Here is a 16,135-nt window from a genome sequence, read left to right as displayed (position 1 = left end):
GAATCCGGGCCCGATCCCGGACGCCTTCCCCCCCAGACCTCTCCGATCGCCGGTCAGGAAAGTCCCGGGGAGGCTGGGCTCGGGCCCCCTCCTCCCCGGTTCGACCGCCCGGTCCTCAGCGGAACGCCGGGATCCCGCCGACCCGAGGAAACCGGGAGGGCGGCCGAGGGGATCACTCGGGAGGCTGGCCGGCTTCGAGGCGATCGAGGACGGGGAGAAGGTCGGCGACGCTCTCGATGACGGCGTGGGCGCCGGCGTTGCGCAGGGCGATCGAGGCGGCGGCGATCCGGGTGGCGCGCTCCTCGGGAGAGAGGCGGTCGAGCTCCTCGGCGGAGAGGCCGAGGCTGTTGCCGGTGCGGGTGACGGCGACGGTCCAGGCGCCGGCGTTGCGGCCGGCCTGGATGCCAGGGACGGTGTCGTCGACCACCACGACGCGGGACATGGGGAAGACGTCGAGCCGCTCGGCGCAGCGGAAGTTCAGCCAGGGGGCGGGGCGGCCTCGGGGGGCGTCGTCGGCGCAGAGGATCGTGTCGGGCTGGTAGCCGCCTTCGGCGGCAAGCGGGGCGACGACCTCCATCAATTCCCGGGTGTAGCCGGTGCTGGAGCCGATCTTCAGTCCTCGGCGGCGGCACTCGGCGATCACCTCGGGCACGCCGGCGATCACGTCGCAATGGCGGGCGAGGACCTCGCGCTGCAAGGGGAGGAAGTCGGCGTAGAGGCGGTCGAGGTCGGACTCATCGGGGGGGCGGCCGGTCTTGGCCTGCCACGAGGCGGCGACCCGGGGCATGGCCAGCAAGGCGGCGATGTGCTCTCGCTTGGCCATGCCCATGGGCCCTCGGGCCTCGGCGGCGGTGATCTCGACGCCGGAGCGGCGGAAGACCTCGACGAAGACCTCGACCGGAGCGCGGGAGCCGTGGTCGATGGTGGTGCCGGCCCAGTCGAGGAAGACACCGAGGATGCGGGGGGCGGCGCGGCTCATGACCAGGACTCCCAGGAGCGTTCGGCCAGGCCGAAGGACATCGTCATGCCGGTGCCGCCGACGCCGTTGCGGACGAACACCCTGGGCATCGGCTCGGCCTCGAAGGGCATCGCCCCGGAGGGGGGCTTGGGATAGATGCCGTGCCATCGGCCGGCGATGGTCCAGTCGGGCAGGAGGAGGATCCGGCGCAGTTCCCGGAGGATGAGATCGTCGATGAGGGCCTTGTCGAAGGGCTCGATCGCGTCGTCGTACTCGTGGGAGTCGCCGAGGACGACCTCGCCGAGGTCGTTCTGCGCGGCCATGACGTGGATGCCGTACGCATCCAGTTCGGGCGTCTCCTCGGCGATCCGGCGGGCCAGCTCGGGGACGCTCGGGCAAGGGGAGAAGTTCGCGTAGTGCCTCAGGGTCAGGCCGCCGGCCAGATGGGGGCCGAGGCGCCAGCCGTCGGGCTGGGGAACGGTCCGGAGCATCTGGAGCTTGCAGCGGCGGAGGCCGGAGGAGCGGAGCAGCTCGGGGAAGAGGGTCTCGAAGTCGGCTCCGCCGCAGACGATGATCCGGTCGAAGGCCCAGGAGCGGCCCCCGGCGGCGAGGGCTCGGCCGGGCTCGACGGCGATGATGGTCGTGTCGAAGTGGAACCGCACGTCGAAGCGGCGGGCGAGGAAGCCGGGGAGGGCCCGAAGGGCGGCTCGGGGATCGATGCAAAGTTCCGTCGGGCTGAAGAGGCCGCCGAGCAGGCCGTCAGGGTTGGCGGCGGGGGACCTCGAACAGACCTCCCCCGGGGAGAGCAGCTCGCAGGAGTACCCCAGGCCGGGGGCGAGGGCGGCGAACTCCTCCAGCACGGCGAGCTCATCCTCGCGGTGGGCCAGGTGGATCGAGCCGCAAGGGAGGACCCAGAGGCCGGCCTCCTCGGCCAGCTCAAGCCAGATGCCCCGGCTGCGCAGGGCGACCGCCAGGGGCTCGCCGGCAGGCTGGCCGACCGGCCAGACCATCCCGAAGTTGCGGATGGAGGCGCCGGAGGCGAAGGGGCTGCGCTCGAAGACGGTGACTCGATGGCCCCGTCGGGCGGCGGAGAGCGCGTACGCCAGGCCGACGATGCCGGCGCCGACGACGCCGACCTCCTCGACGGGGCCATTCCTGGGCAGGGGGGCAATCATGGGGCGGGGGGGCCCTCGCGGAGGGTGAGCGCCTGCTCGAGGAGGGGAAGGTAGGCGTCGATGCCGGGGACCTCGGCGTCGGGGTCCTTGGCCAGGTCGTCCCAGCGGCGGAGGGAGACGGCGGCCTCATGATGAGGGAGGCAGCGGAAGTGCTCAACCTCGACGTCGGCCATCGGGCCGCCCTGCAACTGGAGGCTGACCTGGGAGGGGAGGCTCAGCGAGGCGAAGTACGCCGGGTCGACGGCGCAGAGGAAGCGCTTGGCCGCGACATGAAGCCGGACGGGCTCGACCACCTCGGGGCCGAACCATCGGGAGAGCCAGCGGGCGGCCAGCCCCTCGTGGCGGTCGTCGATCCCCGAGTCGGGGGCCTCGTCGGGGAGGTCGTGCAGCAGGTGGCCGACGTCGTGCAGCAGCGCGGCGGCCACCAGGTTGTCGGAGGCGCCGGACTCCCGGGCGAGGTGGGCCGCCTGGAGGGCGTGCTGGAGCTGGGAGACGGCCTCGCCACCGTAGCCGGAACCGCCCCGATCGGCGAAGAGGCGGCGGATCTCCTGGACGGGCCCGGAGAACTCGGGAGCCATCGAGGGCCGACCTCCATATGATCTTCACATCGAGACGTTAGTCTGGGAGGGCCCGCCCCGAGGCCGGCCGGGACGGCCGGTGGGCCCGAGAGGTTCCGGGCCGGAGCAGACGCCAGCGTCTCGGGAGCGATTATGACATGACCACGGCCCAGGGGCAACCGACCGGGGCGAAGGGCCCTCCGCCGTCCCCGGCGATCGCGCTGTGGGCCGTGGCGGCGGCCTTCGGAACGTATTTTTGCATGTACGTCTTCCGCAAGCCGTTCACCGCCGCCTCGTATGCCGGCGGCGAGGTGTTCGGCCTGCCGGAGAAGACGGTGCTGGTGACGACCCAGGTCTTCGGCTACATGCTGTCGAAGGTCGTCGGCATCCGGGTGATCGCCGAGCTGCCGCCGGCTCGTCGGGCGCTGGGGCTGCTGGTGCTCGTCGGCGCGGCGGAGCTGGCGCTGCTCGGTTTCGCGGTGATGCCGTCGCCGATGCACGCGGCCTGCCTGTTCGTCAACGGGCTGGCGCTGGGGATGGTCTTCGGGCTGGTGCTCGGGTTCCTGGAAGGCCGGCGGACGACCGAGGCCCTCGCGGCCGGGCTCTGCGCCAGCTTCATCCTGGCCGACGGCGTGGCGAAGTCGGTGGGAACGTGGCTGCTGGACCAGGGAGTCTCCGAGCGGATGATGCCCGGACTGGCGGACCTGCTCTTCGTGCCTCCGATCCTGCTGTTCGTGGGCATGCTCTCCCGGGTGCCTCCCCCCGACAAGGAGGACGTCATCCACCGGGGGGAGCGATCGGCGATGGACCGCCACGACCGGGCCGCGATGATCCGCGGACACGGCCTGGGGCTGATGCTGCTCATCGGCGTCTACCTGCTGGTGACGATCGCCCGGAGCGTCCGGGCCGACTTCATGCCGGAGATCTGGCGGGGACTGGGGGTGGAGGCCGCCCCGGAGACGTTCGCCAGGTCGGAAGTGCTCGTCGCCTTCTTCGTGCTGGCCAGCAACGGCCTGAGCGTCCTGATCCGGGACAACCGGCGGGCGTTCTTCGCGGCGATCGGCGTGGCGATGGTCGGCGGCCTGATGATGCTGGCGGCCCTGGCGGGGCTTCGCCGGGGATCGCTCGACGGCCTCACCTTCATGGTTCTCGTCGGCATCGGCTTATATCTTCCGTATGTGGTTATCCACACGACGATCTTCGAGCGGCTGATCGCCATGACCCGGGACCGGGGGAACCTCGGCTTCCTGATGTACCTGGCCGACGCGGTGGGCTACCTCGGCTACGTGGTGCTCATGCTCACCCAGGGCCTGATCCCGACCGGGCCGTCGTTCCTGACATTCTTCTCGGTGATCTGCGGGGTGATCGCCGTGCTGACCTGCCTGAGCCTGGCGGCAAGCTGGGTCTACTACGCAAGGCGGACCTCGGCCCTGAAGCCGCCAGTGGCGGAGGTCTGACGCGATGGCGACAACACGAGCCGCGATTTTCCTGGGGGCCGGCCGGCCGATCGAAGTGCGGGAGATCCCCCTGCCCCGCCCCCGGGGGGAGGAAATCCTGGTGGACGTGGTCGCCTGCACCCTCTGCGGCAGCGACCTGCACAGCATCCGGGGGCATCGCTCGGTGCCGGTGCCGACGGTCCTCGGGCACGAGATCCTCGGCCGGATCCTCGAATTCGGCCCGGAGGCGCCTCGGATCGACGCCTCGGGTCAGCCGATGACGGCCGGGGACCGGATCACCTGGGCGGTCGTCGCCCGCTGCGGCGACTGCTTCTACTGCCGTCGGGGCCTGCCCCAGAAGTGCGAACACCAGACCAAATATGGCCATGAGCCCATGAAACCCGGCCAGGAGCTGACCGGAGGCCTGGCCGGCCATTGCCTGCTGGCGCCGGGAACAGCCGCGTTCGTCGTGCCCGAAGGGCTTCCCGACGCCGTCGCCTGCCCGAGCAACTGCGCGACGGCGACCGTGGCCGCGGCGATTGAGGCGGCCGGGCCGCTCTCGGGGGCCCGCGTGCTGGTGCTGGGGAGCGGAATGCTGGGGCTGACCGCGGCGGCCTGGGCACGGTCGCTGGGGGCCGAGGCGGTCCTCTGCTGCGACAAGGACGCGGACCGGCTGGCTCGGTCCTCAGCGTTCGGGGCGACGCACCAGGCCGGGCCGGAGGCCATCGCCGACCTGGCGAACGAGTGCTCGGAGGGACGCGGCCTCGACGTCGTGATCGAGCTGACCGGAGCGCCCGAGGCGGTCGAGCTGGGCCTGCCCAGGCTCCGGATGGGGGGGACGCTGGTCCTGGTCGGCTCGGTCTCCCCGACCCGGCCGGTCGCGATGCTGCCCGAGCAGGTGGTCCGCCGCTGCCTGACGATCCGGGGGGTGCACAACTACCGGCCCGACCACCTGGGGGCGGCCCTGCGGTTTCTTGAGTCGTCGGCGGCGGCGTTCCCCTTCGGAAAGCTGGTCGGCCAGTGGCGGCCGCTGTCGAGCCTGGACGGCGAGTCGGACCCTGCGCCGGCCGGCGGGGCCCCGAGGCTGGGCATCCGGCCGGATTAAGCATCGAGGCCGGAGAAGACGACCGATCGGCTCGCGCGGCAAGGCCATTCCGGGCGGCCCTCCCGGAGGGGACCGCCCGGGGGGGCCTTCCCTCCTCAACGAGCCGGGACTCCCGGCGGAATCCGGGTTCGAGGCTCCCGGTTTCGGGTCGATCGCGTCGACTCGGCTCCCGGAGAAGGAGCGCCGAGCCCGATCCTCGGTCGGGGAGGCCATCCGGGGCCTGTCCCCCGGCCAATCGCTCGGAAGGCAAGCGGGCGGGCGGGCCCGTCCCGGGGACGGTCCGTCTCGAGGGGGCGCGATTCCGGGCAGGGATCGGGGCGCGGGCCGGTTCGTGACCTAGGGTCCCTTCAAGTCACCGGCCGAAGGCCCGGGCCGCGCCGCTCGCGATCGCGCATCGAGGAGGGCGGGGCCAGGGGGCCGGGTGGGACGAGCGAAAGGGCGGGCACGGGACGCGGAACCTTGATCGGGAACGTCCTCACGGCTCCGGTACCGACGATCGCGGAGGCCGGCGACCCGAGGCCGACGGCCGAGGCCCCGGAATCGCCAGCGTCGGGGCCGAAGGCCAGGCTGGCCGGGCTGCTGGGAGCGGCGATCGATCGGCCGGCGGAGCTGCTCTGTGCGCTGCTGGCGGCCAATGCGGTCTTCCAGCCGTACCGGGGCCGGTATCACGACTCGATCCTCTACGGCGTTCAGCTCTTGAACCGGGCCTCGGGCGGCCGGCACCGTGAGGACCTGTTCCTGAGGTTCGGCTCGCAAGACGACTACTCGCTGTACTCGAGGATCGGGGCGCCGCTGGTCCGGCTGCTGGGCGTGGAGACGGCCTCGGCGCTGATGTACCTGGCCTGCGTCGTGCTCTTCTACTGGGCCCTGAGCCGCCTGGTGCGGGCGATCGTCCCCGATCGCCGGGTGGCGGCGGCGGGCCTGCTGGCGATCGCCGTCTCGGCGGTGGCGATGGGGGGCCGCTCGACCTTCCACGTCAACGAGAACTTCCTGACGCCGAGGCTGCCGAGCGTCGCGCTGGCGATGATCGGGCTGGAGCGGCTGCTGGCCGGACGACGGCCGGCGGCCGCGGCGGCTCTGGCCGGATCGATGGCGATGCACCCGCTGATGGGCCTGGGCGGGGTGCTCGTGGCGCTGGCGTGGGGAGCGGGGCGATGGGTGTCCCCGGCGGTCCTGGCGGGGCTGGCGCTGCTGGGGGCGGCGGCGGTGGCGATCTCCCCGGCGCTGGGGGCCCTGGTCTTCGGGGAGATGGACCCGCAATGGTACGGGGAGGTCCTGCTGCGCAGCCGGTACATGGTGGGCTCAGAGTGGCCGGTCGGCGACTGGCTGCGGGTGTTCGGCTCGTTCGCGGTGCTGCTGGCGGCGATCCGGCTGCCGGGCCTGCCGGCGAGGCCGGCGGCGATGCTGGCGGCGGTGGGGGTGGCGGCGACCGCGGGGGCGGCCGGAGCGATGCTGGCCGGCTCCCAGCCGCTCGCGCTGCTGCTGCAAGGACAGCCGTTCCGGGTGCTCTGGCCGCTGGAACTGCTTCGGATCCCGCTGGGGTTCCTGGTGGCGAGCCGCCTGTGGGCCCAAGGCGGGTCGGCCTGCCGGACCGGAGCGGTGCTGCTGGCGGGCCTGCTGACAATCGACGAGCCGGGGGACCCGGAGCTCACCACGATCCTGGTCGTCGGGGCGGGGGCGGCCCTGTTGCTGCGGGGAGTGCGCCAGCGGCCCCGGTCCTCGGGATGGGCCTGGCAGGGGGCGGCGATCGGCGTGGGGGCCGCCTCACTGCTGAAGCTCGTGACGATCCATCAGTACCTCGCCCCGAACTGGGGGAAGCTGGCAAGGCTGATCGACCTGGACAGCCTGATGGCCGCGGCCCTGGCCCCGATCGACCCGATCATCCGGCTGGCGGCCGCCGGGGTGATGCTCGCGGCCCTGGTGCGGCTGGCCGGGCCGGGGGCTCGCTTCCGGACCGCCGCCCTGACGGTCTTCCTGGGGATGCAGGCGGTCGGCGCGGCCACCTCCAACGACCGCTTCGTCGGCGAGCCTGGCCTCCTCCGCGAGGACGACCGCCGGATGGTCGCCGCCTTCCTGGCCGACCGCCTCGACCGGGCGGAGACGCCTCCCTCGGTCTACTGGCCCGGCCACCTGAATGACCTGTGGTTCGACCTGGGAGCCAACTGCTACTACGACTACTACCAGGCGGCCGGCATCGCCTTCCGGCGCGAGACGGCCAGGGAGGCCAGGCGTCGGCTCGGCACGACGGCCCCCTTCGAACGGTTCGAGGTCACCAACCAGCGGCTCCTCCACAACGCGAAAACCATCGAGGAATTCGTCGAGTACATCGGGGCCGGGTCGGATCCCGGCCCGCCCCGGCTGGAAGACCTGATCGCCCTGTGCACCGACCCCCTCCTCGACGTCGCGGTGCTGCGGCAGGGGTACGAGGGGTGGTACTCCGCCGGCAACGGCCGGTGGTTCATCTACGATTCCAAATTCGTCCGCGCGAGGGCCGCGGCCCTCTCCGGGGGCGATGCGCCCCCCGCCGGCCGTGCCCCTCGGGAGGGCCCGGGTGATTGACCCCGGTGGCCCGGCGCGGCCCGGCCCGGCCCGGCCCGGCCCGGCATCGGCCGCCCTCGGGGACTCCTCGCGACGCGACCACCGATCCGATCCGATCCAATCCGATCCGAAACGGAGCACGCCATGCGAGTCGCAGTCATTGGAGCCGGCCCGGCCGGCCTGGCCGCCGCCTACCGGCTGGCCGAGGCCGGTGAGGAGGTCGAGGTCTTCGAGTCGGCGCCCGTCGTCGGGGGGATGTGCCGATCGTTCCGGCTCTGGGGCCAGACCGTCGACCTGGGGCCGCACCGCTTCTTCAGCACCGACCCCCTCGTCAACGGCCTCTGGAGCGAGGTCGTCGGCCGAGACTACCGCATGGTCGACCGCATGACCCGAATCTGCTACGGCGGACGCTTCTATCGCTACCCGCTGGAGCCCATCGACGCGCTGTCGAAGATGGGGGGGCTGGAGGCCTCCCGCTGCCTGGGCAGCTACCTGAAAGAGCGAATCGCCCCGTCCTTCCCGCCGGGCTCGGAGGGCCTCGGGACCTTCGAATCCTGGGTGGTCGGCCGGTTCGGCCGCCGGCTGTTCGAGAAGTTCTTCAAGTCGTACAGCGAAAAGCTCTGGGGCATCCCCTGCTCGGAACTGGACGAGGACTTCGCGGCACAGCGGATCAAGAAGTTCTCACTCGGCGAGGCGGTGAAATCGGCCGTCGGACTGGGGAGGACACGGCACAAGACGCTGGTTGACCGCTTCGCCTACCCGATCGGCGGCACGGGGATGGTCTACGATCGGCTGGCCGATCGGATCCGAGACCGAGGAGGACAGGTCCGCCTGGGAACCCGAGTCCGTCGGGTTCTGCATGACCGCGGCCGGGTGCTCGGCCTGGAACTGGCCGACGACTCAAGGCACCGCTTCGACCACGTGATCTCGACCATGCCGCTGACCCTCCTGGTGCGCGGGCTGGGCACGCCTCCTCCCCTCGTGGAAAAGGCGATCGGGGCGCTTCGGTTCCGCAACACCGTGCTTGTCTACCTTCATGTCGACGGCACCGACCTGTTCCCGGACCAGTGGCTCTACATCCACTCCCCCGAGCTGTTGGCCGGTCGGCTGACCAACTTCCGCAACTGGGTACCGGAGCTGCACGGCGGCTCGACGACCTCCATCCTGGCGCTGGAGTATTGGTGCAACGACGAGGACTCGCTCTGGGCCGAGCCGGAGGAGGTCCAGATCGCCCGGGCCGTCCGGGAGCTGCGCCAGACCGGCCTGATCGGCGACGCGAAGGTGCTCGACGGCGACGTGGTCCGCGTCCCCCGCTGCTACCCGATCTACCGGGCCGGCTACAAGAACCATCTGGCGGTCGTCACCTCGTACCTCGATCGCTTCTCCGGCCTGACGCCGATCGGCCGCTACGGCTCGTTCAAGTACAACAACCAGGATCACAGCCTGCTGATGGGCCTGCTGGCCGCCGACAACCTCCGCCAGGGCCCTCGGCACGACCTCTGGTCGGTGAACACCGACTACGAGTGCTACCAGGAAGCCGCCGAGCTTCAGGAGATCCGGCTGGCCGACGCCACCGCCGAGCCCCTCGCCGCCGGCTCCTGAACCAACGGCCCTCTCCGCGGTGACACGCTCCGCTCGGCGACTTGCCGTGAGCCATCTCGTCGCGGCCGGGGCCCATCGGCCCCGGCCTCGGGAGGTCACCAAGCCGACCCCGATTCGCCCGCTCCAGCGCCGCGACGCCGAAGCCGCCACCGAGCGGCCCAGACCCCGGAAACCCCCAGCAGCGTCAGCAGCGCCGAAGCCGGTTCAGGGACGATGGCGAATACTTCATCAATAATGATATTATTATCCGTATCGTCATAAGCCACACCCAGATCGACAATCCCTGGACGAATGTTGGTCACGCCAAAATTCCCACCGATGATCCGGCCCCGGATCACCTCGAAATAGGTCGCTCCGGCCGGAAGCATCGGCTGTCCTCCGGCGGCAGGCACGGCCTGAGTCGTTTGAAAGCGCAAGCGGATCTCGTACTGCTGGACATTCCCCATCGGAGCCCCGATCAGGCGGAACTGATCCTGATTGAGCCGCATCCCCCGGATCCCCAGGGCCGTCAACTGGTTGTTCTGCTCCTGAATCCCCCCAAACAGATGGGAGTTGGGGAACGAGCCGAGCGGGCCGTCCAGAAACAACTCCCCCAGCTCGTGCATGAGGACCGAGGCCTGCGTGTCCAGCAACGGCTGGACCTGCGCCGCGGCGTTGACCGTAAACGCCATGATATCGGCCAGATCCAGCCGCTGAATGCCGTTCCCCAGAAACGCGCCGACCAGGACGCCTCCCTGGTTCAGCCCGACCTCCACCGTTCGATTCGCGGTGGTATTGAACGTGTTCAGTCGGCTGGCGAAGAAGTTGATTGGGTTGGCGTTGGGCGTGAAGACCAGCTGGTTCATGGCGTCGAGCGCCCAGGTCCCGCCATTCGAATGATTGTTCAGAAGTCCGAGGAACGTGTTCCGATCGGCCGCGTTCCCCAGGACGACATACGCGCCGCGAGCGGTCGGAGTGATCGCCAGCGCCGCAAGGGTCGAGACGACCAAGATCGCCTGTCGCATCCCTCTCCTCCTGGCGAAATGCCCCAAGGCAAGGCCAAGGCCCATCCTCGACGCGCCCCGGGAAGCCACTCGGCATGATGAACCGGGGAATCGAGGACGCTCAAGCGAAATCCAAAGAAGTTCGCTTCCATGAATTCGTTAAGCCTAAATTCGACCGACCGAAATTTGGACACGACCGCCTCGGGGCCCGACCGAGAGCGATCCCCGTTGCCCGAACGCCTCACACCGGACCCGGCCGCGTTGCCTGGAGGCCTCACGGGGAGCCGAACGCCCCTCCCACGCGATGGTGGTCGAGCGCCCGGGATCGGCCCCGGGCACGAGACGGGCCGTCGGGGGTGAACCGGCCCGATCTCGCCGCCCGGCTCGCCGGCGATCAGCCGACCAGGGGGAGGCGGATCCGGAAGGTGGCACCCCGGCCGGGCTGGCTGTCGACCTCGATCGTGCCGCCGTGGCCAGCGACGATGCTGTGGCTGATCGCCAGCCCCAGGCCGGTCCCCTCGCCGACCGGCTTGGTGGTGAAGAAGGGGTCGAACAGCCGGGGCAGGTCCTCGGGGGGGATGCCGCAGCCGTCGTCGGCCACCTCGACGACCTGGGCGTCCGCCTCGTCCCGGATGCGGATGAGGATGCGGCCCCCCTCGGGGCGGCCGAGCGACTCGATCGCCTGCGCCGCGTTGATCACCAGGTTGAGGATCACCTGCGCGACCTGATTCGCCACGCAAGGCACCGCGGCCGGCCGCTCCGGGGCGTCGACCTCCACCGAGATCCTCGCCTTGCGGAGCTGGCCCTGGGCCATCTCCAGGGCCGAGGCGACCAGCTCGGCCATCGGCACCCGCTCCTTCCGCGCCGGGGCCGTGCGGGCCATGCCGCGCAGCGTGGAGACGATGCTGGCCACCCGCTGCACTCCCTCTCGGGTCCGGGCCAGCAGGCGGCCGGTGTTGCCTCGGACGTATTCCCAGTCCAGCTCCTCCTCCATGCGGCCGATCGCCGAGGAGGCCTCGGCCGGCAGGGCGGGGCGGACGGCCTCGTAGGCGCCGATCAGCTCGAAGATGCCGCGCAGGTCGCGCTCCAGCACGGCGAGGTTGTTCGCCACATAGGAGAGCGGGTTGTTGATCTCGTGGGCCACCCCGGCGCTGAGCAGGCCGATCGAGGCCAGCTTCTCGCTCTGGACGAGCATGTCCCGCATCCGCTGCCGCTCGGTCAGGTCCCGGATCGAGCCGATGAACTGGACCCGGTCGCCATCGCCATCGCCATTGCCATCGACCACGGCGTTGAGCGACAGCTCCAGGGGGAACACCTCGCCCCCCTTGCGCCGGCCGCGCAGCTCGACGGTGCGGCCGACCAGCCGGGAGAACCGCCGGCCGTCGTCGGGACTCAAGCCAAGGTCGGGCTCGCCAGGGCCTTCCTCGTCGTCGATCAGGATCCGCGAGAGGGGCTGGCCGAGGATCTCGCGCGTCGAGACACCGAAGATGCGCTCGGCGGCCGGGTTGAACAGGGTGATCCGACCGTTGGCGTCGGCCACGACCACCGCGTCGAGGGAGGCCTCGGTGAGCAGCCGGTAGCGGGCCTCGCTCTCTCGGAGCATTCGGTTCGTTTCGGCCAGAACCTTGGCATTGGCCTCTTGCATTTCGGCGAAGCGGCGGCGGGTCGCCTCCAGGGCTTTGCGTTCGGAGACATCCCGGATCACGGCAAGCACGGCCGTTTGCTCGCCGAGCTGGATCGTCGAGGTGCTGATCTCCACCGGGATGATCCGGCCGTCCTTGGCGCGATGGTGCCCCTCGAAGCGAAGGTGGCCGTCCCGGAGCTGCTGGTCGAGCCGGGAGCGGAAGCCGGCGGCGGTGTCCTCGGCGTCGATGTCGGCGGTGGTCATCCGCAGCAGTTCGTCCCGGCTGTAGCCCAGCAGTCGGGAGGCGGCGGGGTTGGCCTCCAGCAGGCGGCCGTCGGTGTCGTGCACGAACACCGCGTCCTCGATGCCATCGAACAGCGCCTGGGCCCTCCGCTGCGAGGCGATCAGGGCCGCCTCCATCAGCTTCTGCTCGGTGATGTCCTGCACCGTGCTGCGCAGGCCGACGCATCGGCCCTGGTCGTCCCGCCGGACCCGCTCTCGGATCGAGACGATCAGCGCCCGGCCGTCCCGCCGCCGGTAGGTCCGCTCGAAGGGGCCCAGCGGACGGAGCCCGGCCAGCTTCTCGGCCACGGCGCGCTCGGCCTGGGCCCGCTGCGAGCGGTCGACCAGCTCCACGATCGGCCGGCCGATCAGCTCCTCGCGGTCGTAGCCCAGCAGCTCGCACTCCGTTCGATTGATCGCCGTGATCCGGCCGTCGCGGTCGATCTCGTGGTAGCCGAACGGGGCCTCGTCGAACAGCTCGCGGAAGCGGGCCTCCGAGGCGCGCAGCGCCCGCTCAGCCAGCTTTTGGTCGCTCAGATCGGTGATGATCGCGTACAGCGCCAGCGGCCGACCCTGAGCGTCGGGCAGCAGATCGGCCACCAGATCCACCGGCACCGCCCGGCCGTCCCGGGAGCGGTACTCCTTCTCGTAGCGCAGCGGGCGGCGCTGCTCGACGATCCGGCGCAGGGACTGCAGCGTCGTCGAGTGCCAGCGCTCGGGGGTCAGCTCCACGATCGTCCGGCCGTCGAGCCCGCCGGGCTCGTACCCCAGCAGCTCACAGAAGGCGCGGTTGGCGTGCAGCACCGTGCCGGACAGCTCGACGATCACAAACGGCTGCGCCGATCGCTCCAGCAGCGCCATCGTATACGGGCCGAGGCACTCCCCCCCCCCCCCCCCCCCCCCCCCCGCCACTGCGTGCGGCCCGACCTTGACCCGATCGGCTCCCCGGCCCCACCATTAAGGGAAGTATACGGATCGCGTCGGGCGATTCCCCAACGAATTCGAACTCGCCGCCCGATCGCCCCGGTTCGCCCCGCCCGAGGCCCGCCCCGCCCATGCCCGCCTTCGAGCACCACGTCTTCATCTGCGGCAACGTCCGAGACCCCGGCCACCGCCGAGGCTGCTGCGACCCCGAGGCCTCCGGCGCCCTGCGGGACGCCTTCAAGAAGGCCCTCAAGCGCGCCGGCCTCGCCCGTTCCGCTCGAGCCAACCACGCCGGCTGCCTCGACCAGTGCGAGCACGGCCCCGTCGTCGTCATCTACCCGAGGAACGTCTGGTACGGCCGAGTCACCGAGCAGGACGTGCCCCGGATCGTCGAGCAGACTCTCGTGCATGGCCGCATCCTCGAGGATCTGCTCATCCCCGACGACTGTCTGAACAACCCCGACTGCCCGCACCGGGCCTGACCGTCCCCCGGGCCCTCTCCCCCTCTGCCGGAGAGCGGAGCGGCGCGGCGACGAGCCGCTCCCCCCTCCCCTGCCTCCCGGAGCCCGTGATCCATGAACCCCTCTCCCCCCGTCGTCGAGACGATCGCCGAGTGCCGGCGCCTCATCGCCGGGGCCCGAGCCGAGGGGAAGTCGATCGGTTTCGTCCCCACGATGGGGGCCCTCCACGACGGCCACGTCCGGCTGATGGAGGAGTGCCGATCCCGATGCGGCTTCCTCGTCGCGTCGATCTTCGTCAACCCGACGCAATTCGGCCCGACCGAGGACTACGCGAAGTACCCCCGCACCCCCGAGGAGGATCACTCCCGATGCTCCTCGGCCGGCGTCGACCTGATCTTCGAGCCGACCGTCGCCGAGATGTACCCCCGGGGGCCCGTCGCCACCTTCGTCGAGGTCCCCGGCCTGTCCTCGGTGCTGGAGGGGAGGTCCCGGCCGACCCACTTCCGGGGCGTGACGACCGTGGTGGCCAAGCTCTTCCATATTGTCCAGCCGGATCGGGCCGCCTTCGGCCTGAAGGATTACCAGCAACTGGCCGTGATCCGCCGGATGGTCGACGACCTGGATTTCCCCGTGGAGCTGCTGCCGGTCGAGACCGTCCGAGAGCCCGACGGCCTGGCCATGAGCAGCCGCAACCGCTATCTCTCCGCCGAGCAGCGCCGGGCCGCCACGGTCCTCTCCCGAGCCCTGAACCGGGCCGCCGAGGCGGTGGCCGCCGGCGAGCGCTCGGCCGACCGGGTTCGACAGGATCTGGCCCGGACGATAGAATCGGAAGCCCTGGCCCGGCTCGACTACGCCGAGGTCGCCGACGCCCAGTCGCTCGAGCCCCTGGCCGAGCTCTCCCCCGGCCGGGGAGCCGTGGCGCTGGTGGCCGCCCGCATCGGCCCGGCCCGGTTGATCGACAATCGGCTGCTGCCGACCTAACGACGGAAGGTCCCACCGCCCATGCACGTGAAGCTGCTCAAGGGCAAGCTGCACCAGGCCGCCGTCACCGGCTGCGCCCTGCACTACCATGGCAGCCTGACGCTCGACCCCGAGCTGATGGACGCCGTCGGCATCCTGCCCTATGAGTCGATCCTCATCAGCAACATGTCCACCGGCGCCCGAGCCGAGACCTACGCCATCCCCGGCGAGCCCGGCGCCCGCCAGGTCGAGCTCAACGGCTCGATGGCCCGCCTCGGCACCCCGGGAGACCGGCTGATCGTCATGGCCTTCGCCCTGCTGGAACCCGACGAGGTCGAGGCGCACCACCCCCGCGTCGTCGCCCTCGACGCCCAGAACCGGATCATCGAGCGGCTCGACGATCAGTACCTCCCCCGGGCCGCCGCCGCCCGCTGAATGCCGGCCGGCTCGGTTCGGTTCGGTTCGGTTCGGTTTGATCGGCAAACCGGCCGGCCTGTCGGCGGAAGGCTCGGGCCCGATGGCCGAGGAGGGAAGACCGCCGGGAAGCGATCCCGGCCCCCTGCTCGATCCCCGTCCCGCCCTCCGGCTCCCGGCCGGCGACCGCTTCGGAGCCGATCGCTCGCACCCGTCTCACGTCCTCCCTCTCCCCCCTCGGGCCGCCGGCATGCTCCAGGTCCTGTACGAGATCCCCGGCACTGCCATCCGCATCCACGGCTTCGGCCTGATGCTCTTCCTCGCCTTCCTCGCGGCGATGAACCTGGCCGCCTGGCTGGCCCGGCGGTCGAAGGTCGACCCCAACGACGTCTTCGACCTGGCCATCTGGCTGATCGTCGGCGGCCTGATCGGCGCCCGGGGGTTCTACGTCCTCCAGCACCGCGAGGCGATCGACTCCTTCTGGGACGCCTTCAAGGTCTGGGAAGGGGGGATCGTCCTCTACGGCAGCCTGATCGGAGCGGCGGCGGCGTTCGTCCTGTTCTGGAGGGTCCGCCGGTTCCCGTTCCGGCCGATGCTCGACGTCGCGGCACCGGCCATGGCCGTCGGCGTGGCGCTGGGACGGATCGGCTGCTTCCTCAACGGCTGCTGCTACGGAGACACCTGCGACCTGCCCTGGGCCGTCACCTTCCCCCGAGGCACCCTGCCCTGGAGCGACCAGGTCCACTCCGGCCTGATCGGGTCCGACGCCCCCCGGTCGCTGCCGGTGCACCCCACCCAGCTCTACTCGGCGATCGACGGCCTGATCCTCACGGCCCTGCTGCTGGCCTATTTTCCCCTGCGGCGCCGGGACGGCGAGGTCATGGCCCTGCTGTTGGTCACCTACCCGATCACCCGGTTCCTGATCGAGCGCCTCCGAGACGACGAGGGGGTGTTCTTCGCCGGCATGACCGTCTCGCAGAACGGTAGCCTCCTGCTGCTGGCGATCGGCCTGCTCGGCTGGGCCTGGCTGTCCCGCCTGCCCCGGGGACGCTTCGCCGACACCGCCCCGGCCCCCTCGTCGGGCTGAGCCGGGGGGGCGGTTCGACTCGGGCCGTC

General features: G+C 71.1%; 13 protein-coding genes. 8 read left to right on the top strand and 5 right to left on the bottom strand.

The features are described 5' to 3' along the window. Nucleotides 1-172 precede the first annotated feature (172 nt). Genes phnX through TsocGM_RS03450 form a run of 3 tightly spaced genes read right to left on the bottom strand, consistent with a single transcriptional unit; the run spans nt 173 to nt 2,711 of the window. Nucleotides 173-979, bottom strand: coding sequence for a phosphonoacetaldehyde hydrolase (phnX, locus tag TsocGM_RS03460; RefSeq protein ID WP_126723921.1), 807 nt, complete (start codon nt 977-979; stop codon nt 173-175). Next, the gene (locus TsocGM_RS03455; RefSeq protein ID WP_126723920.1) at nt 976-2,133 is read right to left on the bottom strand and encodes a TIGR03364 family FAD-dependent oxidoreductase; all 1,158 of its coding nucleotides are present in this window, start codon (nt 2,131-2,133) and stop codon (nt 976-978) included. The genes phnX and TsocGM_RS03455 overlap by 4 nt, the downstream gene beginning before the upstream one ends. Then, on the bottom strand, nt 2,130-2,711 hold the full coding sequence (locus TsocGM_RS03450) for a phosphonate degradation HD-domain oxygenase (protein ID WP_126723919.1): 582 nt from the start codon (nt 2,709-2,711) through the stop codon (nt 2,130-2,132). The genes TsocGM_RS03455 and TsocGM_RS03450 overlap by 4 nt, the downstream gene beginning before the upstream one ends. 137 nt (nt 2,712-2,848) lie before the next feature. Here TsocGM_RS03450 and TsocGM_RS03445 point away from each other — a divergent pair, with 137 nt between their 5' ends. From TsocGM_RS03445 to TsocGM_RS03430, 4 genes are all read left to right on the top strand, one after another. Then, complete coding sequence (locus tag TsocGM_RS03445; protein ID WP_126723918.1) at nt 2,849-4,147, top strand: DUF5690 family protein; 1,299 nt, start codon at nt 2,849-2,851, stop codon at nt 4,145-4,147. A gap of 4 nt (nt 4,148-4,151) precedes the next feature. Beyond that, a complete protein-coding gene (locus TsocGM_RS03440) occupies nt 4,152-5,231 on the top strand; it encodes a zinc-binding dehydrogenase (protein ID WP_126723917.1) in 1,080 nt (359 codons plus the stop codon). A gap of 459 nt (nt 5,232-5,690) precedes the next feature. Then, entirely contained in the window at nt 5,691-7,790 is a 2,100-nt protein-coding gene (locus TsocGM_RS03435; protein WP_126723916.1) for a hypothetical protein, read from the top strand. A gap of 123 nt (nt 7,791-7,913) precedes the next feature. Continuing rightward, nucleotides 7,914-9,371 (top strand): FAD-dependent oxidoreductase, encoded by a 1,458-nt coding sequence (locus TsocGM_RS03430; RefSeq protein WP_126723915.1) that lies wholly within the window; start codon nt 7,914-7,916, stop codon nt 9,369-9,371. A gap of 95 nt (nt 9,372-9,466) precedes the next feature. Here TsocGM_RS03430 and TsocGM_RS03425 read toward each other — a convergent pair whose 3' ends face one another. Continuing rightward, nucleotides 9,467-10,375 carry a PEP-CTERM sorting domain-containing protein gene (locus TsocGM_RS03425; protein WP_126723914.1) on the bottom strand — a complete coding sequence of 303 codons (909 nt, stop codon included), beginning with the start codon at nt 10,373-10,375 and terminating at the stop codon, nt 9,467-9,469. Between the two features lie 373 nt (nt 10,376-10,748). After that, nucleotides 10,749-13,121 (bottom strand): PAS domain S-box protein, encoded by a 2,373-nt coding sequence (locus TsocGM_RS27510; protein ID WP_126723913.1) that lies wholly within the window; start codon nt 13,119-13,121, stop codon nt 10,749-10,751. A gap of 194 nt (nt 13,122-13,315) precedes the next feature. Here TsocGM_RS27510 and TsocGM_RS03415 point away from each other — a divergent pair, with 194 nt between their 5' ends. The 4 genes from TsocGM_RS03415 to lgt all read left to right on the top strand — a co-directional run bounded on the left by TsocGM_RS03415 (nt 13,316) and on the right by lgt (nt 16,106). Beyond that, the gene (locus TsocGM_RS03415) at nt 13,316-13,666 is read left to right on the top strand and encodes a (2Fe-2S) ferredoxin domain-containing protein (protein WP_126723912.1); all 351 of its coding nucleotides are present in this window, start codon (nt 13,316-13,318) and stop codon (nt 13,664-13,666) included. Nucleotides 13,667-13,759: 93 nt separating this feature from the next. After that, entirely contained in the window at nt 13,760-14,626 is an 867-nt protein-coding gene (gene panC, locus TsocGM_RS03410; protein WP_126723911.1) for a pantoate--beta-alanine ligase, read from the top strand. Nucleotides 14,627-14,647: 21 nt separating this feature from the next. After that, nucleotides 14,648-15,040, top strand: a complete 393-nt coding sequence (gene panD / locus TsocGM_RS03405) for an aspartate 1-decarboxylase (RefSeq protein ID WP_126723910.1) — start codon at nt 14,648-14,650, stop codon at nt 15,038-15,040. Between the two features lie 229 nt (nt 15,041-15,269). Continuing rightward, nucleotides 15,270-16,106, top strand: coding sequence for a prolipoprotein diacylglyceryl transferase (gene lgt / locus TsocGM_RS03400; RefSeq protein WP_126723909.1), 837 nt, complete (start codon nt 15,270-15,272; stop codon nt 16,104-16,106). Nucleotides 16,107-16,135 lie beyond the last annotated feature (29 nt).

This window comes from Tautonia sociabilis, from assembly GCF_003977685.1.
In the GTDB taxonomy this organism is placed as follows: domain Bacteria; phylum Planctomycetota; class Planctomycetia; order Isosphaerales; family Isosphaeraceae; genus Tautonia; species Tautonia sociabilis.
Note: the sequence above shows the minus strand (reverse complement) of the source record. Positions and strands in the feature narration are given on the sequence as shown.